Annotated in this window: 13 protein-coding genes; all 13 read left to right on the top strand. The window is 62.4% G+C overall.

Going from position 1 to position 20,278, the window contains the following annotated elements; genetic code table 11:
• Positions 1–84: 84 nt before the first annotated feature.
• The 13 genes from ACFPN5_RS18785 (at position 85) to ACFPN5_RS18845 (ending at position 20,210) form a co-directional block, all read left to right on the top strand.
• Positions 85–3,567 carry a response regulator gene (locus ACFPN5_RS18785; protein ID WP_379785310.1) on the top strand — a complete coding sequence of 1,161 codons (3,483 nt, stop codon included), beginning with the start codon at positions 85–87 and terminating at the stop codon, positions 3,565–3,567.
• Between the two features lie 8 nt (positions 3,568–3,575).
• Positions 3,576–4,406, top strand: a complete 831-nt coding sequence (locus ACFPN5_RS18790; RefSeq protein ID WP_379785311.1) for a CheR family methyltransferase — start codon at positions 3,576–3,578, stop codon at positions 4,404–4,406.
• A gap of 5 nt (positions 4,407–4,411) precedes the next feature.
• Positions 4,412–5,020, top strand: a complete 609-nt coding sequence (locus tag ACFPN5_RS18795; RefSeq protein WP_379785312.1) for a chemotaxis protein CheB — start codon at positions 4,412–4,414, stop codon at positions 5,018–5,020.
• Complete coding sequence (locus ACFPN5_RS18800) at positions 5,017–6,234, top strand: hybrid sensor histidine kinase/response regulator (protein WP_379785313.1); 1,218 nt, start codon at positions 5,017–5,019, stop codon at positions 6,232–6,234. The genes ACFPN5_RS18795 and ACFPN5_RS18800 overlap by 4 nt, the downstream gene beginning before the upstream one ends.
• 299 nt (positions 6,235–6,533) lie before the next feature.
• The gene (gene ahpC, locus ACFPN5_RS18805; RefSeq protein ID WP_379785314.1) at positions 6,534–7,097 is read left to right on the top strand and encodes an alkyl hydroperoxide reductase subunit C; all 564 of its coding nucleotides are present in this window, start codon (positions 6,534–6,536) and stop codon (positions 7,095–7,097) included.
• A gap of 116 nt (positions 7,098–7,213) precedes the next feature.
• Positions 7,214–8,806: an alkyl hydroperoxide reductase subunit F gene (ahpF, locus tag ACFPN5_RS18810; RefSeq protein ID WP_379785315.1), complete on the top strand. Its 1,593-nt coding sequence runs from the start codon at positions 7,214–7,216 to the stop codon at positions 8,804–8,806.
• A gap of 167 nt (positions 8,807–8,973) precedes the next feature.
• Positions 8,974–10,530 carry a hypothetical protein gene (locus ACFPN5_RS18815; RefSeq protein ID WP_379785316.1) on the top strand — a complete coding sequence of 519 codons (1,557 nt, stop codon included), beginning with the start codon at positions 8,974–8,976 and terminating at the stop codon, positions 10,528–10,530.
• Between the two features lie 844 nt (positions 10,531–11,374).
• Positions 11,375–13,063 (top strand): RecQ family ATP-dependent DNA helicase, encoded by a 1,689-nt coding sequence (locus ACFPN5_RS18820; RefSeq protein WP_379785317.1) that lies wholly within the window; start codon positions 11,375–11,377, stop codon positions 13,061–13,063.
• A gap of 109 nt (positions 13,064–13,172) precedes the next feature.
• Positions 13,173–14,222 carry a ligase-associated DNA damage response exonuclease gene (locus tag ACFPN5_RS18825; protein ID WP_379785318.1) on the top strand — a complete coding sequence of 350 codons (1,050 nt, stop codon included), beginning with the start codon at positions 13,173–13,175 and terminating at the stop codon, positions 14,220–14,222.
• Positions 14,215–15,852 carry an ATP-dependent DNA ligase gene (locus ACFPN5_RS18830; protein WP_379785319.1) on the top strand — a complete coding sequence of 546 codons (1,638 nt, stop codon included), beginning with the start codon at positions 14,215–14,217 and terminating at the stop codon, positions 15,850–15,852. The genes ACFPN5_RS18825 and ACFPN5_RS18830 overlap by 8 nt, the downstream gene beginning before the upstream one ends.
• A gap of 8 nt (positions 15,853–15,860) precedes the next feature.
• Positions 15,861–18,329 (top strand): ligase-associated DNA damage response DEXH box helicase, encoded by a 2,469-nt coding sequence (locus ACFPN5_RS18835; protein WP_379785320.1) that lies wholly within the window; start codon positions 15,861–15,863, stop codon positions 18,327–18,329.
• On the top strand, positions 18,326–18,997 hold the full coding sequence (gene pdeM / locus ACFPN5_RS18840) for a ligase-associated DNA damage response endonuclease PdeM (RefSeq protein ID WP_379785321.1): 672 nt from the start codon (positions 18,326–18,328) through the stop codon (positions 18,995–18,997). The genes ACFPN5_RS18835 and pdeM overlap by 4 nt, the downstream gene beginning before the upstream one ends.
• An 82-nt stretch (positions 18,998–19,079) precedes the next feature.
• Positions 19,080–20,210 carry a glycine zipper 2TM domain-containing protein gene (locus ACFPN5_RS18845; RefSeq protein ID WP_379785322.1) on the top strand — a complete coding sequence of 377 codons (1,131 nt, stop codon included), beginning with the start codon at positions 19,080–19,082 and terminating at the stop codon, positions 20,208–20,210.
• Positions 20,211–20,278 lie beyond the last annotated feature (68 nt).

Raw genomic sequence — 20,278 nt, forward strand, 5'->3', positions numbered from 1 at the left:
GTGTGCCAGCGCACAGTTGAAAGCACCTGAAAACCGGTCATTGCGTTACACTTGGGATATTTTTCCTTGAAATAATCGCAAGACATGACCGGCACATCGCTCGATAACAACCAGTTTCGCCGCATCCTCACGCGCAATATCGCGCTGCCGCTCAGCCTCAGCGTCCTGAGCGCGGTCGTGTTCGTTGCGATCATCGCCTACCTCGTCAGCGTGCTGAACCGGGTCGAGCATTCGCAGGAGGTGATCGGCAACGCCAACGAGATCAGCAAACTCCTCTCCGACATGGAAGCCGGCATGCGCGGCTACGTCATTTCGGGCGAAGAAAGCTTTCTCGGTTCCTATACGGTGGCCAAGCCGAAGGTCGAGGTCGAAATGAACGCGCTGCTGCGCCTCGTTGGCGACAACCCGGCCCAGGCCGATCGCCTGAACCGGGTGCGTGGCGCGCACGGCGAGTGGATCCGCTTCACCGAAGAGATCATCGCGCGCCGCCGCGGCGGCGACGATGTGATCGATTCGATCCGCAGCGGGCGCGGGAAAAGCCTGACCGACGACATGCGCAGCCAGTTCGCGGCCTTTGTCGCCAGCGAACGCGCGCTGCTCGAGGCGCGCGGCGGCGAGGCGCGCTCGGTGATCACCTGGTCGGTCGGTTCCTACCTGTTGCTGACACTGATCGTCGGCGGCCTGCTGGCAGCGGCAGGCCGGCGCGAACTGGTGCGCCTCTCGAACGCCTATAACGACGTGCTCAAGCACGAAAACGACCACAATGCCGAGTTGCGCCACCTGAGCTGGCTGCGCACCGGCCAGACCGAACTGGCGGCGAAAAGCATCGGCCAGAATTCCCTCGAGGCGCTGGCGCAAACCGTGCTCGACCACGTGGTGCGCTACCTTGGCGGAGCAGTCGCGGCGATGTATTTCCGTTCCGAGGACGGCGTGCTGCGCCGCATCGGCGCGTTCGGGTTCTCGAACGAGGACGAAGAGCACGCGAAGATCATTCAGCCCGGCGCCTCGCTGGCCAGCCAGGCCGCCAACGAAAACCGCCTGCTGCGCGTCAGGGAATTGCCAAGCGACTATATCAAGGTGGGGTCGAGCCTGGGCGAAGCGTCGCCGCGCGAAGTGGTCATTGCCCCGTTCACGAATTTCGGCAAGGTCAAGGGTGTGATGGAAATCGGTTTCCTGCACCCCGTGCGCGAGCGCGACATCGAATTCCTGAAGCTGGTGGGCGACGCCGTCGGCGCCTCGGTGGGCGCCGTCGTCTACCGCCAGCGCCTGCAGGACGCGCTGGAACAAAGCCAGGCCATGAACGAAGAACTGCAAGTGCAGCAGGAAGAACTGCGCACCGCCAACGAAGAGCTGGAGGAACAGTCGCGCGCGCTCGAAGAATCGCAGACCAGCCTGGAAAACCAGCAGGCCGAACTCGAGCAGACCAACGACCAATTGGCCGAGCAGGCGCTCAATCTCGACATGAAGAACGCGGCCTTGACCGAAGCCCAGGAACAGTTGCGCGCGCGTGCGCTGGACCTCGAGCGCGCCAGCCGCTACAAGTCGGAATTCCTGGCCAACATGTCGCACGAGCTGAGAACCCCGCTGAACAGCTCGCTCATCCTCGCCAAGCTGCTGGCGGACAATGTGCCGGGCAACCTGAACCCGGAGCAGGTGCGTTTTGCCCAGACCATTTATTCAGCCGGCAACGACCTGCTGCACCTGATCAACGACATCCTCGACATTTCCAAGGTCGAGGCCGGCAAGCTCGAGCTGCTGCCGGAAGACTTGCCGATCCGCCGTACGGTCGAGGGCCTGGGCCGCACCTTCGAGCCGCTGGCCAAGCAAAAGGCGCTGCGCTTCTCCGTCACGGTCGAACCGAATGTGCCGCCGACCCTGCACACCGACCGCCAGCGCCTGGAGCAGGTACTGAAGAACCTGCTGTCGAACGCGGTCAAGTTCACCGAGCAGGGCGAAGTGCACATGAACGTCAGCGCCACCGACGAGGGCTGGATCCAATTCACCGTGACGGACTCGGGCATCGGCATCGCCCAGGACCAGCAGGAACGCATTTTCGAGGCCTTCCACCAGGCGGACGGCACCGCCAACCGCCGTTTCGGCGGCACCGGTCTCGGCCTGTCGATCTCGCGCGACCTGACCAACCTGCTGGGCGGTTCGCTGGTCGTGGCGAGCACGCCGGGCCAGGGCAGTACCTTTACCCTGAGCATGCCGAAGAATGGCACCGTGACCGCCTCGCCGCCGGCCCCGCGCGCGGCTGCCCCAGCGCCGCGCCCACCCAAGCCGACGTTCGCTCCGGAGCCTGTGCCGGAACCGCAACCGGCTGCCGAAGAGCTGCCTGCGAAGACCGCGTTCCCGGACGACCGCGACAAGGAGGCGCTCGGCAGGCGTACCGTGCTCGTGATCGAGGACGAGCCCGACTTCGCGCGCATCCTGTACGACCTGGCGCACGACCTCGACTACCGCTGCCTGGTGGGCCTGACCGCCGGCGAAGGCCTGCGCCTGGCCGCCAGCGAAAGCCCGGACGCGATCCTGCTCGACATCCGCCTGCCGGACAGCTCGGGCCTGTCGGTCCTGCAACAATTGAAAGACAACCCGGCCACGCGCCATATCCCGGTCCACGTGGTGTCGAGCATGGACAATGCCGGCGAGGCGCTGCACCTGGGCGCCATCGGCTACGCCCTGAAGCCGACCTCGCGCGAGCAGCTCGAAGCCGTGTTCCGCAAGCTGCAGGAAAAGAGCTCGCAGCAGATCAAGCGCGTGCTGCTGGTCGAGGACGACGAGCGCCAGCGCGACAGCGTGGTGCAACTGATTGCCGACGAGGACGTCAAGATCGACGCCGTCGCGTCCGGCGAAGAGGCCCTGAACCTCTTGCGCAGCGAGATTTTCGACTGCATGATCATCGACCTGAAGCTGCCCGACATGCAGGGCAAGGAATTGCTGGAGCGCATGTCGCACGAAGAACTGGTGTCGTTCCCGCCCGTCATCGTGTACACGGGCCGCAACCTGACGCGTGACGAGGAGGCGGAGCTGATGAAGTATTCGCGCTCGATCATCATCAAGGGCGCGCGCTCGCCCGAGCGCCTGCTCGACGAGGTGACGCTGTTCCTGCACAAAGTGGAATCGCAGCTCTCGACCGAACGCCAGCACATGCTGAAAACCGTGCGCGGCCGCGACCGCGTGTTCGAGGGACGGACCATCCTGCTGGTCGACGATGACGTGCGCAACGTGTTCGCATTGACGAGTGCCCTGGAGCAGCGGGGTGCGAATGTCGAAGTCGGCCGGAATGGCTTTGAAGCCATTGCGAAACTCGACGAGGTGCCGGCCATCGACCTGGTGCTGATGGACATCATGATGCCGGGTATGGATGGCCTGGAAGCGACACGCCGCATCCGTGCGGACGGGCGCTTCAACCGCCTGCCGATCATCGCGATCACGGCCAAGGCGATGAAGGATGATCAGGAGCAATGCCTCGCGGCCGGCGCCAACGACTACCTGGCCAAGCCGATCGACCTGGCCCGCCTGTACTCGCTGCTGCGGGTCTGGATGCCGACGATGGAGCGCGTTTGAGTGATCTTATGAAGCAGCCCCCGGAAAACATCGACATCGAATTGCGGATGCTGGTTGAGGCGGTCTACCTCAAGTACAACTACGATTTCCGCGACTACACTGGCGCTTCGCAAAAGCGCCGGGTGATCGTCGCCATGCGTGCAATGGAATGCGAGACCGTCTCCGACCTGCAGGCGAAGGTGCTGCACCGGCCCGAGGCCTTTGCCCAGCTGCTGCAATACCTGACCATCCCCGTCACCGAAATGTTCCGCGACCCCGAGTTCTACGCGGCGATCCGCAGCCAGGTCGTGCCGCACCTGGAAACCTACCCCTCGCTCAAGCTCTGGGTGGCCGGCTGCAGCACGGGCGAGGAAGTCTATTCGCTGGCGATCCTGCTGCACGAGGAAGGCCTGCTCGAGCGCAGCATCATCTATGCCACCGACATCAATCCGGAATCCCTGGACGCCGCCCGGCGCGGGGTATTCCCGCTCGACCGCATGCGCCTGTACACTGAGAACTACCAGAAGGCTGGCGGCAAGCGTGCGTTTTCCGATTACTACACGGCGGCCTATGGCGGGGCATTGTTCGAGCGCTCCCTGGTCGAGAACGTGACCTTTGCCGACCACAGCCTGGCGACCGATACGGTGTTTTCGGAAACGCATTTCATCAGCTGCCGCAACGTGATGATTTATTTCAATCGGCGCCTGCAGAACCGGGTGCTCGGGCTGTTCCACGAGTCGCTCTGCCACCGCGGCTTCCTGGCGCTGGGCAGCAAGGAAAGCATCGACTTTTCCAGCCATGCCACGCGCTTCGAGCCGGTCGCCAAGCGCGAGCGCATCTTCCGCAAGGCCGCCGAATGAACGCGATGGGTATCCTTCCGGAAGCCGTGATCGAGGCGCTGGCCAGCCGCCGCATCGAGGCCGTCGTGATCGGCGCCTCGGCCGGCGGCGTCGATGCGCTGATCGATCTGTTGCCGGTGCTGCCGAAAGATTTCGGCCCGGCCACGGTCTGCATCCTGCACGTGCCGGCCGACCGCGAAAGCCGCCTCGCCGAGCTGTTTGCCGCGCGCTTGGCCTTGCCTGTATTCGAGGCGATGGACAAGCAGCCGGTGGAACCGGGCACCGTGTACTTCGCCGGCGCCGGCTACCACCTGTCGATCGAAGAAGACCGCGTATTTTCCCTCAGCTGCGAGCCGCCCGTGCACTATGCGCGTCCGGCCATCGACGTGTTGATGGAATCGGCCGCCGACGCCTATGGCCCGGCACTGGCCGGAATTTTACTTACTGGCGCCAACATCGATGGCGCCGCAGGCATGCAAAAGATCAGGCAGCGCGGCGGCCTGACGGTAGTCCAGGACCCGCGCGAAGCACAGGCGCCGACGATGCCGCGCGAAGCCATCCGCCGGTGCGACGCGCACCTGGTCCTGCCACTGGCCGCCATCCGCGAGCTGCTGCCCCTGCTGGAGACAACATGAGCGACCATACCCTGAGCAAATTGCTGATCGTCGATGACCTTCCCGACAACCTGCGCGCACTCGACGCCCTGATCCGCGACGAACAGCGGCTGGTGTTCCACGCCCATTCCGGTGACGAGGCACTGGCCCTGCTGCTCGAACACGAGTTCGCGCTGGCCATCCTCGACGTGCAGATGCCGGGCATGGACGGTTTTGAATTAGCCGAACTCATGCGCGGTACCGAGCGCACCCGCAACATCCCGATCGTGTTCGTGTCCGCCGCCGGGCGCGAGCTGAACTACGCCTTCAAGGGCTACGAGACCGGAGCGGTGGACTTCCTCTACAAGCCGCTCGACCCGGACGCGGTGCGCGGCAAGGTCAACGTGTTCGTCGCGCTTGACCAGCAGCGGCGCGAGACGCGGCGCCAGATGGAGGCGCTGGAGAAGAGCCGCCGCGAGCAGGAAACCCTGCTCAAGGAGCTGAACGCGACCCAGGCCGAACTGCAGCGTTCGTTGCGCATGCGCGACGAGTTCATGTCGCTCGTTGCCCACGAGCTGCGTACGCCGCTCAACACCCTGTTCCTGGAAACGCAGATGCGCACGCTGCACATCAAGCGCGGCAACCTGCAGGCCTTTGCCGGGGAACAGATGAGCGCCATGGTGCGGCGCGACGAGCGCCAGATCAAGGCCATGATCCGCCTGATCGACGACATGCTCGACGTCACCCGCATGCGGAATGGCACGCTGTCGGTGCGCCCGGCCCAGGTCGAGCTGGTCGGCATGCTCGAGCGCGTGGTGAGCGACCTGTCGCTGCAGGCCGCGGCCAGCGGCTGCGCCATCACGCTGGTGCCGCACCCGCCGGTGATGGGCTGCTGGGACGAGTTCCGCATCGAGCAGGTGGTGGTCAACCTGCTCACGAACGCGCTGCGCTATGGCGGCGGCTGCGATGTCGAGGTGAGCGTGGCGGTGGAGGGCAAGTGCGCCCGCATCGACGTGGCCGACAAGGGCAAGGGTATTTCGCCGGACGACATCGAACGCATCTTCCAGCCCTTTGAACGGGGCGCCCGCAACGGCGAGCCAAAGGGCCTGGGCCTGGGCCTGTACATTTCGCGCCAGCTCGCCGTCGCCCACGGCGGCGAGCTGTCCGTGACCAGCGTTCCGGGGCAGGGCTCGACCTTCAGCCTGGCGCTGCCTTGCGACGTCCTGGCGCCGGCTTGTGTGGGTGCGCCTGCCTGATACTCGTCGACGTGTCTCGCGTCGAAACGGAGGCACAGACCCGTAGGGTGGGCTCAAGAGCCCACCCTACCTTCCTTCACTCGACGGCGCTGTATTGCGCGCGCGGTTGCAAAGCGTGCGCGTTTCCATCACACTGACAGGTCTCTTGCGAGACCGACATCCCTGCCACGCAGGGTTTGCTTCGTCCTCTCGATAGTAGAAATTAATCGTTCTCATCTGATCAATTAATTTTACAAGCATGAGCAAGGGCTTTACACTTGCCTTCATCAACTTTTGATTCACACACAACAGGAGCTTCCATGTCCCTTATCAATACCGAAATCAAGCCGTTCAAAGCCACCGCCTATCACGCTGGCAAGTTCATCGACCTGACTGAAGAGCAGTTCAAAGGCACCTGGTCCATCCTGATGTTCTACCCGGCCGACTTCACCTTCGTCTGCCCAACCGAACTGGAAGACCTGGCTGATTTCCAGCCTGAATTCGAAAAGATGGGCGTCAAGGTCTACGGCGTTTCGACCGACAGCCACTTTGCCCACAAGGCATGGCACGACACCTCGGACGCGATCAAGAAGGTCAACTACCCGCTGATCGGCGACCCGACCGGCCTCCTGGCACGCAACTTCCAGGTCATGATCGAAGAAGAAGGCATGGCACTGCGCGGCACCTTCGTCATCAATCCTGAAGGCCAGATCAAGGTCATGGAAGTGCATGACAACGGCATCGGCCGCGACGCATCGGAACTGATGCGCAAGGTGAAAGCTGCCCAGTACGTCGCTTCGCACCCAGGCGAAGTCTGCCCGGCCAAGTGGACCGAAGGCGCTGAAACCCTGACCCCGTCCCTCGACCTGGTCGGCAAGATCTAAGCAGGATCGGTAGCAACAAGCAGCACCGTAGTCGATAAGCAGTAACAGCAGTACCCGGACACTGGCCCGCGCAAGGGCGGTCAGTGTCCACCTCACAGAATTCAAGGAAAAACATCATGCTCGAAGCAACCCTCAAGAAGCAATTACAAGCCTATTTGGAAAAAGTGGTGCAGCCGATTGAGATCGTTGCGTCGCTCGATGACTCGCCAAAAGCGCGGGAAATGGAAGAACTGCTCCGGGAAATCACCTCGTTGAGCGACAAGATTTCGTATGTCGAAGGCGTTGATGCCAGCGTTCGCAAGCCATCCTTCGCCATCAACCGTGTCGGCACCGATGTCGGCGTGCGCTTCGCCGGCATCCCGCTCGGCCACGAGTTCACTTCGCTGGTGCTGGCGCTGCTGCAGGTCGGCGGCCATCCGATCAAGTTCGACGAGGCCGTGATCGAACAGATCAAGAATCTCGATGGCGACTATGTGTTCGAGGCCTTCATTTCGCTGTCCTGCCATAACTGCCCGGAAGTGGTGCAGGCGCTGAACTCAATGTCGATCATCAACCCGCGCATCAAGGTCACGACCATCGATGGCGGCCTGTTCAAGGATGAAGTCGAGTCGCGCCAGATCCTGGCCGTGCCGATGATGTTCCTGAACGGCGAGCACTTCGGCCAGGGCCGGATGAGCGCCGAGGAAATCCTCGCCAAGCTCGATACCGGCGCCGGCAAGCGCAAAGCTGCTGAACTCTCGAAGAAAGAAGCTTTTGATGTGCTGATCGTCGGCGGCGGTCCTGCCGGCGCGGCCGCGGCAATCTATGCCGCACGTAAAGGCATCCGCACCGGCGTGGTGGCGGACCGCTTCGGCGGCCAGGTACTCGACACGCTGTCGATCGAGAACTTTGTCTCGGTGAAGGAAACCGAAGGCCCGCGCTTTGCCGTCTCGCTCGAAGAGCACGTCAAGCACTACGAGGTCGACATCATGAACCTGCAGCGCGCCGCCAGGCTGGAGAAAAACGGCAAGCTGTTCGAAGTGACGACCGAAGACGGCGCTGTGCTGAAATCGAAGTCGGTGATCATCTCCACCGGCGCCCGCTGGCGCGAAATCAACGTGCCGGGCGAAAAGGAATACAAGAACCACGGCGTGGCTTATTGCCCGCACTGCGACGGTCCGCTGTTCAAGGGCAAGCGCGTGTCGGTGATCGGCGGCGGTAACTCGGGCGTGGAAGCGGCAATCGACCTCGCCGGTATCGTCGAGCACGTGACCCTGATCGAATTCGGCGCCGACCTGCGCGCCGACGCGGTCCTGCAACGCAAGCTCTACAGCCTGAAGAACGTGGACGTGATCAAGAGTGCCCAGACCACGGAAATCCATGGCGACGGCAAGAAGGTCACCGGCATCTCTTACCGCGACCGCAACAGCGGCGAAGTCAGGACGGTCGAGCTGGCGGGTGTGTTCGTGCAGATCGGCCTGGTGCCGAACGCCGAATGGCTCAAGGGCACGCTGGAGCTGTCCCCGTACGGCGAGATCGAAGTCGACGCGCGTGGCGAGACCTCGATCCCGGGTGTGTTTGCCGCCGGCGACGTGACGACCGTGCCGTTCAAGCAGATCGTCATTGCGGTAGGCGAGGGCGCCAAGGCATCGCTGGCCGCGTTCGATTACATGATGCGCCTGCCGACCGAAGAGACGGATGCGGTGGATATGGAAGCGAAGGCTGCCTGAGGGAGGCTATGAAGATTATATTGTTCTAGATTTGATTCGAATTGCATAACGCCACCGATCGGTGGCGTTTTTTTTAAGTAGTAGCCGACTACACCTCGTGGACATTGTTGTAACGGTATTTTATAGGTAGAATCACGCGATACACTTTCCGTTACAGGAGTCTTGCAATGTCTACGAATCGGCCGATCCAAAAACTATTTGAGAAATTAAAAGAGTGGTCGAAATCCACTCATGACGCTATTCAAACTGAAGGAGTTTACGTATTTGGTAGTTTAGTACATAACGAAGGGGCTCAATTCAATGATCAGAGTGATGTGGATTTATTAATTCAGATCCCAAGTACTAAAACTACGCCAATGGATCGAGTACATTGGATCGTCGATCTGCACAATTTGAAGTCACAATTAGAAGTGGATCTAATGCGTCTATTGTCTCGAGACAGTCGTCAGCCGATTGTTAGTATCGTGGTAGCAAGCAAACTTGACATTGAGGCGAATGTTCACAAAGATGGCGCTGTTGGCTTCTTTTCTGAAAATATCTTTTATGATCTACTAAACGATATTAGTTTGCAAGGACTCCCAGCGGTAAAGACGGGTTTTCAACCTGCGCGCTTAGTAGTCGAGTGTTTTAAATTTGCTCAGAAGAAGCGAAATGAATTCCTAGCTGTTTCAGCGAACGGTAGTGAGCGGGTAAAAGAATTTGATGGTGAGGATCCTCTTCCAAAAGATGTTATGCGCTATGCTGCGATGGCTCGACAGTTGGCTAAGCCAACTTCGATACCAGGTGCGGACACCGATACTCAACGTGGCCTCGACTATTTGACGCGTTATTTGTATGATTTCGAAACTATAAGTAGCGAATATCAGGAATTGCATAATGCCGTTTCAGTGAGGCGAGGGGCGCGTGGTACTGCGTCTAAAATTTCTCCATTTCAGCAACTCTTGCTGTCGGAAATAATAGTGGATTCGGCAATCTCTTTCAATTCCTCCGCTGTTGCTGCAGAAGGTAGTGCTGGTATAGAGACTATTGCAGAACTTCCGAAGTTTACCTCGCCCGATAGTGCAGTATTTTTTGCTGAGCGGTTCTCTCAGGCTTTCCCTGGAAATAGAGGCGTCCAATGGTTTGATAAACCAGACGAAATTCAGGTTCGGTTAGAGCGGCTGCTCTGCGAACCTATTGAGTTCTCTGATACGACCCCAATTTGGTGGTGGCGTAATGGTAATCTACAGATTGAAAAGTTTGTGAGGGAGAATAACGGTAACTACCTCATGAATAATGATGAGCTGAGGATTTCAAAAATTGCCGCTGTTCATGGCGGGCAGTATTATCGCTCATTTGTTTATGTGGAGGTTGATGCAATGAGCCCTACAGGGCTTTATCCAAGTGCGGAACAAGGAATTTCAGAGTTCAAGCCAGGAACAGGGGCTTTTGGATATTATTGGGAAGAGTACGGCTTGGTAGATGGACAACATCTAGTAACTCGAGGAGAGTATGACGATGGGGCTGCAGTAATCAATGGTATTTTGCAAGATATCTCAGGGCGTACGCAGTTGAGATGTCGCTATACAACCCCGTATAACTTCATCATCGCTCCTCATAATTCGCCCATCAATAACTCGCATTTTGATCACGTATTAGAGTTCTTTTTAAACGGTATTTTGCAGGGCGATAGGTCCTTGGATGAGCTGGCAGCTGCGGTTAAGAAGCTTCCTAAGCGGGAATGAGCTTCACATACGCCGAGTAGCTGATGGTTATTCATGTTTTGAAGAAATCGTTAGATAGCATCGGGCTAAATAAGAGTTTAATCTTATTGATTTCGTCTGTTACAGCAGATCCTCTAGGGCGCCGACTAGCTTAGCGGCGCGCGAACAGTGTGTCTCCGGTTGTTGCCGAGCAGATGAGTAATCGAAAAGGAACATCATTCCTTCCTAGGACGGGATGGTGTTTTGTTTGCAGGGTAGGGTATGCAAACAGCCCCCCGCATGTCTAAATCGAACGGCGTATATTTCCGCGTTTCGTTTCAAGCGACGCCGCGTAGCGATTAGTTGATGCCAACGAAAGTGCCCACGCTACGAAAACCCTGACCGCAAAGAAAAAGCGCCGTGCCACTTCAGTGGTACGGCGCTTTCGTAATCGTGCGCGGCTTTTTGCCGCGGCTGAGTAAAATACCTACATCACGGCCGCTTCATGCGGCCAACAGCAGCTATGTTCAGTGAAACATCAGCACTGCCGCACCCTGCAGCGTGTTCGTCTCATAGACCAGCCATGCAGCTGCTGCGGCCAGGGCAAGTTGGAGTGCAGTGAGGGTGGTAGGGATCGAGCGCATGATGGGTTCTCCGGTCTTCGTCGTTGTGTTTTCGTTCGGTATGGTGCCATCTTAAGCTGGCTGCGCATTGCGCAACATCGGCGGGGACTCCGCCGATCTGTAGGAAAAGGCCTTGCGGTCCTGTCTCAGCGGTAGGAAGGGCCGCTTGGTGGCGCTCCTACGGGGGCTCTAGCGTGCGTCCTATAGTCCGGTCCGTACGTGGTCATTATAGTAATTCCATGACCCGACACGACCCCCAACTCATGCATAACGGCCTCCTCGCGGTGCGCCGCAATACCATTCGCAAGCTGCTGCGCTCCGTGTTCGGTATCGAACGCCTGCGTGAAGGCCAGCAACGCGTGATCGACAGCGTCCTGGACGGCAAGGACACGCTGGCGATCATGCCCACCGGCGGCGGCAAGTCGCTGTGTTACCAGATTCCGGCGCACATCCTGAAGGGCACGACGGTCGTCGTCTCGCCCCTGATCTCGCTGATGAAAGACCAGCTGGAGAAGCTCGAGGAGCTCGGCATCCGCGCCTGCCAGGTCAACAGCAGCCTGAATGCCGAAGAGGAGCATGCCGCGCTCGACGCCATTGCTGCCGGCGAATGCGAAATCGTCTTCTGCACGCCAGAGCGCCTGGCCTCGCCCGACTTCCTGGCCGTGCTCAAGGGAGTGAAGATCGTGATGGTGGCCGTCGACGAAGCGCACTGCATTTCCCAGTGGGGGCATGACTTCCGGCCGGCCTATATTGAAATGGCGGCCGCGATTGCCGCGCTCGGCCAGCCGCCGGTGCTGGCGCTGACCGCCACTGCGACCGAGGAAGTGATGGCAGACATCGGCCGCCAGCTGAACCGGCCGCGCATGAACGTCATCAATACCGGTATCTACCGGCCCAACCTGCACTACGGCGTGGTGCAGGTGACCAATCCCGACCAGAAATACGCAGAGGCGCGCCGCATTGTGGCCGAGACCGAAGGGGTGGGCATCGTGTACGCGGCCACCGTCAAGGCCGCCGAGGAAATGCACCGCATCCTGGAGGACGCCGGCGAATCGGTGACGATCTACCACGGCAAGCTGCCGGCCGGCGAGCGGCGCGCCAACCAGGACCTGTTCATGAACGACGAGCGCCGCATCATGGTGGCGACGAATGCGTTCGGCATGGGCATCGACAAGAGCGATACGCGTTTCGTGGTCCACCTGCAGATTCCGGCCAACCTCGAATCCTACTACCAGGAATCCGGCCGGGCGGGGCGCGACGGCAAGGACGCCAGCTGCACGCTGCTCTTCCTGCAGGACGACAAGCGGCTCCAGCAATTTTTCCTCGCCAAGCATTATCCCGATGCCGCCGAGCTGCGCACGGTCTACGACGCGGCCTGCGAACTGGCCGAGGCGGGGACGGTCACCACCGAACGCATCGAGGAAAAGCTGGTCGAGCTGAACGAGGCGAAGGTCAAGGTCTGCCTGAAGCTGCTGAAAGACGGCAAGCTGGTGAGGCAGAACCGCAAGCTCGAATTCGTCGTCACCGCCATGGAACCGAAAGCGTCCCATTTCGAGTCGCTGGCCGAAGTCTATATACAGAAGCAGGACCACGACCGCGAGTCGCTCGAGAAGATGGTGGGTTATGCTGTGAGCGGCTTCTGCCGCTGGAAGCTGATGCTCGATTACTTCGCGGATGAAGTCGAGGGTTTCGAGAAGTGCTGCAAGTGCGACAACTGCAAGAATCCACCGTCGATGAACCTGGACGACATCGAGATTCGTGACGACGAGTTTGACCGTACGCCGGAACCGGAAGCGACAGGTCCCCATTTCGAAGTCGGCATGCAGGTCAAAGTGCCGAAGTACGGCGCGGGCGTGGTAAGCACAGTCGCGGGCGACCAAATCGGGATCGACTTCCCGGACGGCGAGCATCGTAGTTTCATGGCAGACTTTGTGGAACCAACAAGCGCCTAACAACAGCCTCAGGGCAAGGCGCAGCGTCGAAGACAGTACGCCAGTACGGCGAGACGATGCAACGCCGCCATGAGGATGTTTTTAGGCGCGCCAACCGGGAAAGGACTGCATGGGAGACATGGTCGTAGTGCGCAAGGAGGGGCTGTACTGCGTCCCTGGCGGGTTTTATATCGATCCCTGGCGGCCGGTGGAGCGGGCCGTGATTACCCATGCCCACGGCGACCATGCGCGGGTCGGCCACGGCCGTTATCTCACCGCTGCCAGCGGCATGCACGTACTGCGCTCGCGCCTTGGCGAGATCTCGGTCGATGGCCTCGAATACGGCGAAACGACGGTCCACAATGGCGTCACGATCTCGCTGCACCCGGCGGGCCATGTGCTGGGCTCGGCCCAGGTACGCATGGAATACGGGGGCGAAGTCTGGGTCGCCTCGGGCGACTACAAGATCGAGCCGGATAAAACCTGCGCCCCCTTCGAACCCGTGCGCTGCCACACCTTCATTACCGAATCCACCTTCGGCCTGCCCATCTACCGCTGGGAGCCGGAGCAGTCGATTTTCGACGACATGAACGCCTGGTGGCGCAAGAATGCGGCAGAGGGGCGCTGCAGCGTCGTGTTCGGCTATTCCTTCGGCAAGGCCCAGCGCATCCTGTCCGGCCTGGACCCGTCGATCGGGCCGATCGTCTGCCATGGCGCGGTCGAGCCGCTCAACCGCGTCTACCGCGAAGGCGGCATCATGCTGCCGCCGACCCTGATGGTGAGCGACCTCGACAAGGCCGCCTTGAAAGGCGCGATCGTGGTGGCGCCGCCGTCCGCCTCCGGTTCGCCCTGGATGAAGCGCTTCGGCGACTACAGCGACGCTTTTGCCAGTGGCTGGATGCAGCTGCGCGGCGCGCGCCGCCGGCGTGGCGTCGACCGCGGCTTCGTGCTGTCGGACCATGCAGACTGGCCGGGCCTGATGTCGGCCATTTCCGCCACCGGCGCCGAGCGCATCATTGTCACCCACGGCTCGATTCCCGTGATGGTGCGCTGGCTCTGCCAGCAGGGGCTGGACGCGGCCGGCTTCGACACAGAATATGGCGACGACGATGACGACGTCGGCATCGCTCCCCAGCCGGCCGAAGTGGCGCAGGCGCAGGAGGAGGTAAAGGATGCGTGAGTTTGCCCGCCTGTTCGCCGAGCTCGACGAAACCACCGCCACCAACCGCAAGCTCGAGGCCCTGCAAACCTATTTTTCCACCGCTTCTCCCGAGAACGCCGCCTGGGCCGTGTATTTCCTGGCCGGCGGCAAGCCGCGCCAGGCGGTGCCGACCAAACTGCTGCGCCAGTATGCGATCGAATACGCGGTGTTGGATGAGTGGCTGTTCGACGAGTCCTACCACGCCGTCGGCGACATGGCCGAAACCATCGCCCACATCCTGCCGCCCCCGGAAAAGCGCAGCGACGTGGGCCTGGCCGAATGGATGACGGAACGCATCGGTCCGCTGCGCGGGGCGGACCCGGTCGTCATCCGCGAAGCCCTGTTCAGCTACTGGAACGAACTCGATACGCGCGAGCGCTTCCTGTTCTGCAAACTGATCGGCGGAGGTTTCCGCGTCGGCGTGTCGCGCCTGCTCGTCACGCGGGCGCTGGCGAATATTGCGGCCGTGGACAGCAAGCTGATCGCGCAGCGGCTGATGGGCTGGACCGACGGCAGCGTGCGCCCGACCGCCACCGGCTTCCTGCAACTGATCGCGGCGCAGTCCGATGATGAGCACAAGCTGCGCGGCGGCCAGCCCTATCCCTTTTTCCTCGCCCATCAATTGCAGGGCGACCCAAGCGCGCTCGGCGAGCTGATTGACTGGCAGGTCGAGTGGAAATACGACGGCATCCGCGCCGAGCTGGTGCGGCGCGGGGCCCAGAACTACCTGTGGTCGCGCGGCGAAGACCTGATCACCGAGCGCTTCCCGGAATTGTGCAATGTGCGCCTGCCCGAAGGCACGGTGGTCGATGGCGAAGTGCTGGTATGGGACCACGCCATCGATGCCCCCGCGCCCTTCGCCGAACTGCAGCGCCGCATCGGCCGCAAGACCCTGTCAAGCAAGCTGCTGGCGGAGTTGCCGGCGGTGCTGGTCTGCTACGACCTGCTCGAGCTCGACGGCGTCGACCTGCGCGCGCTGCCCCAGCACGAGCGGCGCGCGCTGCTGGAAACGCAGGTGGCAGCTTGTGACCAGCCGCAACTGAAGATCTCGCCGCTGGTCCATGCCGATTCCTGGGAAGCGCTGGCCCTGCTCCGCGCCGAGTCGCGCGCACGTGGCGTCGAAGGCATGATGGTCAAGGCAAAGAGCGCGCAATACGGCGTCGGCCGCACCAAGGACGTGGGCACCTGGTGGAAGTGGAAGATTGACCCGTATTCGATCGACGCCGTGCTGATCTACGCCCAGGCCGGCCACGGGCGGCGCGCCTCGCTCTACACCGACTATACCTTCGCGGTCTGGGACGACGAAGGACATGGCGAGCGCAAGCTGGTGCCGTTCGCGAAAGCCTATTCCGGCCTGACGGACGCCGAGATTGCCCAGGTCGACAATGCGATCCGCAAGACCACGATCGAGAAATTCGGCCCGGTGCGCTCGGTGAAGCCGACGATGGTGTTCGAGATCGGCTTCGAGGGCATTGCGCTGTCCTCGCGCCACAAGGCCGGCATCGCGGTGCGCTTCCCGCGCATCCTGCGCCGGCGCGACGACAAGCCTGTGGAGGATGCGGACACCCTCGATACCCTGAAAGGCCTGCTGGCCGCGGCCGCTGCATGAGCCCGTCCATGAGCGGCCCGACGCCAACCGTCGTAAAGGACTGGTTCGCCGCGCGCGGCTGGAAGGTCTTCCCGTTCCAGCGCGAAGTCTGGAAGGCGGCGCTCGCCGGGCACTCGGGCCTGCTGCATGCGAACACCGGCGCGGGTAAAACCTTCGCCGTCTGGTTCGCCGCCCTGCAGCGCGGCGCGCTCGCCAAAGGAAGATTGAGCGGCCTGCGCGTGCTGTGGATTACGCCGATGCGCGCGTTGGCCGCGGACACCCAGCGCGCGCTCGAGGAGTCAAGCGCCGAGCTGGCGCCCGGCTGGACCATCGGCGCGCGTACCGGCGACACCGGCTCGGCCGAGCGCGCGCGCCAGTCGCGCAGCTGGCCCACCTGCCTGGTGACGACGCCCGAGAGCCTGTCGCTGCTGCTCAGTCACGCGGCGGCGCAGGAGCAGTTCAAGCACCTCGACATGATCGTCATCGACGAGTGGCACGAGCTGATGGGCAGCAAGCGCGGCGTACAGGTGCAGCTGGCGCTGGCGCGGCTGCGCGTTTGGCGCCCTGGACTCGTGGTCTGGGGCGTATCGGCCACGATGGGCGACCTGGATCTCGCACGCCAGGTCCTGCTGGGCGCCGTGGAGGGTGACGGGCAGGGCACCATCGTCGAGGGCAACACGAAGAAGGAGATCCAGGTCGATTCCCTGATCCCGAAGGACGTGTCGCGCTTTCCCTGGGGCGGACACCTCGGCCTGCAGATGCTCAAACCCGTGATCGACGAGATCGAGCATTACGACGCGACGCTGGTGTTTACAAATACGCGGTCGCAATCGGAAATCTGGTACCAGAACATCCTCGAGGCGCGCCCCGACTGGGCCGGCGTGATCGCGCTGCACCACGGGTCGCTCGCGCGCGAGGTGCGCGACTGGGTCGAGATGGGGCTGAAAAAGGGCGAGCTGAAAGCCGTGATCTGCACCGCCAGCCTGGATCTCGGCGTGGACTTCCTGCCGGTCGAGCGCGTGCTGCAGGTCGGCAGCGCGAAAGGCATCGCACGCCTGTTGCAGCGCGCCGGACGCAGCGGCCATGCGCCGGGGCGCGTGTCGCGCGTGACGCTGGTGCCCACCAACAGCCTGGAGATCCTGGAGGCGGCCGGCGCCAAGGTGGCGGTGGCCGCGCGCAGGATCGAGGGCCGGTATGTGCCCAACAAACCCTTCGACGTGCTGGTGCAGCACCTGGTGACGGTGGCGCTGGGCGGAGGCTTTCGCTCGGAGGCCTTGTTCGAGGAAGTGAAGCGCGCCTGGTCGTACCGCAACCTGAACGAGGAAGAGTGGCAGTGGGCCCTGGACTTCGTCGCGCGCGGCGGCCAGAGCCTGACCGTGTATCCGGAATACCGGCGCGTGCTGCCGGACGAGGAGGGCGTGTACCGCGTGCCGGATACCGCCATCGGGCGACGGCACCGGATGGGCATCGGCACCATCGTGTCCGACGCCACCATCCAGATCAAGTACATGAGCGGCGGGCGCATCGGCAGCATGGAGGAATCCTTCATCTCGCGCCTGAAGCAGGGCGACCATTTCCTGTTCGGCGGGCGCATCCTCGAGTTTATCCGCGTGCACGAGATGACGGCTTTCGTGAAACGCGCGACGGGCAGCCGCGGCGCGATCGCGCGCTGGCAAGGGGCGAAGATGCCGATGTCGTCCGAGCTCGCCCACGCCGCGCTCGAGCAGCTGCGCCAGGCCGCCGAGGGGCGCTTCGAGGGGCCGGAGATGCAGGCGATCCGCCCGCTGCTGGAGATCCAGCAGAAATGGTCGGCGCTGCCGACGATCGACACCCTGGTGCTCGAATCGATGAAAAGCCGCGAAGGCTACCACCTGTTCGTGTATCCGTTCGCGGGCCGCTCGGTGCACATGGGCCTCGCTTCCCTGTTCGCTTACCGCATCGGGCGGCGCCAGCCGATCACCTTCTCGATTGCGATCAACGACTACGGCTTCGAGCTGATGGCGCCGGAACCGGTCGACTGGGAAGCGGAATTCGCCGGGGCCACCGGGTTGGATGTCCCCTTGTTCGATACCGAGCGCCTGCTGGAAGACGTGCTCGAGAGCCTGAACGCGACCCAGCTGTCGCAGCAGCGTTTCCGGGAAGTGGCGCGCATTGCCGGGCTGGTGTTCCAGGGCTATCCGGGCCAGCCGAAATCGAACCGCCAGGTGCAGGCCTCGTCGTCGCTGTTTTTCGAGGTGTTCCGGAAGCACGATTCGGGGAATTTGCTGCTCACGCAAGCCCAGCGCGAAGTGCTGGAACAGGAGCTCGAGCTCACCCGCCTGCGCGACACGCTGGTCGAGCTGCATGCGCGTAAAATCGCCTACCGCGTCGTCAAGCGCGCTACGCCCTTTGGCTTTGCGCTGATGGTGGAGCGCTTCCGCGAAAAGGTGAGTACCGAAAAACTGAACGACCGCGTCGCGCGCATGGTGCGCGAACTGGAGAAGGCTGCTGCTGTATGACCGTATCAAGCGTAAGTGTGGCAGTGCATGTGGCAAATGAGTTATTACTGTTGTTGCCCGAAAAGGCCGTGTTCTGGCCGGCCCAGGGCATGCTGATCATTGCCGACATCCATTTCGGCAAGGCAGCCTCGTTCCGCGCGCTGGGCGTCCCGGTGCCGCGCGGCACCACCACTGAAAACCTGGCCGGGCTCGACGCCCTGATCGAGCAGCACGGCGCGCGCCATGTCGTTTTCCTGGGCGACTTCCTGCACGCGCGGGCAGCGCACGCGTCCAGCACCCAGCTGGCCATGCTGACCTGGCGCAACACCCGGCGCGACTTGCGCCTGACCCTGGTGCGCGGCAACCACGACAAGCGCGCCGGCGACCCGGCGGCAGCGCTCGGCATCGAACTGGTCGACGAGCCGCACCAGATCGGGCCGTTCGCCTTTTGCCACCATCCGGACCTCGACATGGAGAGCAATGCAGCCTACGCCCTGGCCGGGCACGTGCATCCGGCCTGGGTGCTGGCGACGCGCTTCGATTCGCTGCGCCTGCCGTGCTTCGTGGTTGGCAGCCATCGCATGATCCTGCCGTCCTTCGGTTCCTTCACGGGCGGGCATACCGTCAAGCGCGAAGCGGGCGACACCATTTTCGTCACCTCGGGCGAGGCCGTACACAGCGTTCGCTAGCGTACTGATGCCGCGGGGGCACCGGCGTACCTTGTCAGTACACCTGAACAATTGTTCGGCCCACTATCGAGGAGACCCCATCATGAAACTTCGCCACTCCCTGTGCGCGACCTTTGCCGCGTTGCTGCCGCTGTGCACCCTGACGCTGGCGCCGACAGTTGTCCATGCCCAGCAATATGAGCGCCAATATGAGCGCGGCAATCTGCCGGCCCCGAGCATCCGCGGCTTCAACGTCAATGAAGTGCGGCGCCTGGCGCCGGGTGTCGAGCTGCATTTCGACCTGTACGGCACGCCCGGCGGCAACGCGACGCTGCGCATCGATGGCGCCACCCGCAACGTCCACATGACGGAAACGGAACCCGGCCAGTATGTCGGTACCTATACGATCGGCAACCATGACCGGATCAGGAACGGCAGCGCCGTGACCGCCAACCTGCGCGTTGGCAACCGCGTGGCGACGGGCGTGCTCAGCGAGTCGGTGGTGCGCGACGGCGCCCCGCGCCCGGATCGCCGCGGCGACCTGGCCTCGGTGCCGCGCATCGAACGCTTCGAGGTGCGCGGCAGCGATGAGCTGGCGCCAGGCAACGACATCGGTTTCACCGTCTTCGGCACCCCCGGCGCCCGCGTCGAGCTGGCGATTACCGGCGCGCGCGGCGTGTTCTTCCTGCCGGAAGTGCGCCGCGGCGAATATTCGGCCGACTACACGATCCGCCGCGACGACCGCCTCAACCCCGACGCCCGCGTGACGGCGACGATCCGTGCCAACGGACGCTATACCACGCAGGTGCTGGGCCGGCCCCTGCTGGCCGGCACCTCGCCGCGCCCGGTGGCAACGACGGCGCCCGGTAGCACGACTCCCCGAACCGCGCGCTATTGCACCAACTGCGCGGTCGTGGAAGCGGTGAACGTGGTGGAAGTGAGCGGCGAGGGCAATTACCTTGGTACCGTGGGCGGCGCGGTGGTCGGCGGCCTGCTGGGCAACCAAGTCGGCAGCGGCAGCGGCCGTACGGCGGCGACCGTCGCAGGGGCGGTCGGCGGCGGTGTGGTCGGGCGCAACATCGAGCGCAATTCACGGCGCAGCCAGCGTTATGAGGTGGTCGTGCGCTACGCCGGCAATGGCGCGACGCAGACGCTGCAGTTTGAGAACGATCCGGGCTTCCGTGCCGGGGATGCGGTGCGGGTGAATAATGGGGTGTTGTCGCGGGATCAATAAGGCGGAAACGACTACGGCTCTGACATGAGGGTTTCAACTGAAACCCTCATGTCGGAGCCGTTTTTCTT

This window comes from Massilia niabensis, assembly GCF_042655085.1.
Lineage (GTDB): Bacteria > Pseudomonadota > Gammaproteobacteria > Burkholderiales > Burkholderiaceae_D > Telluria > Telluria niabensis.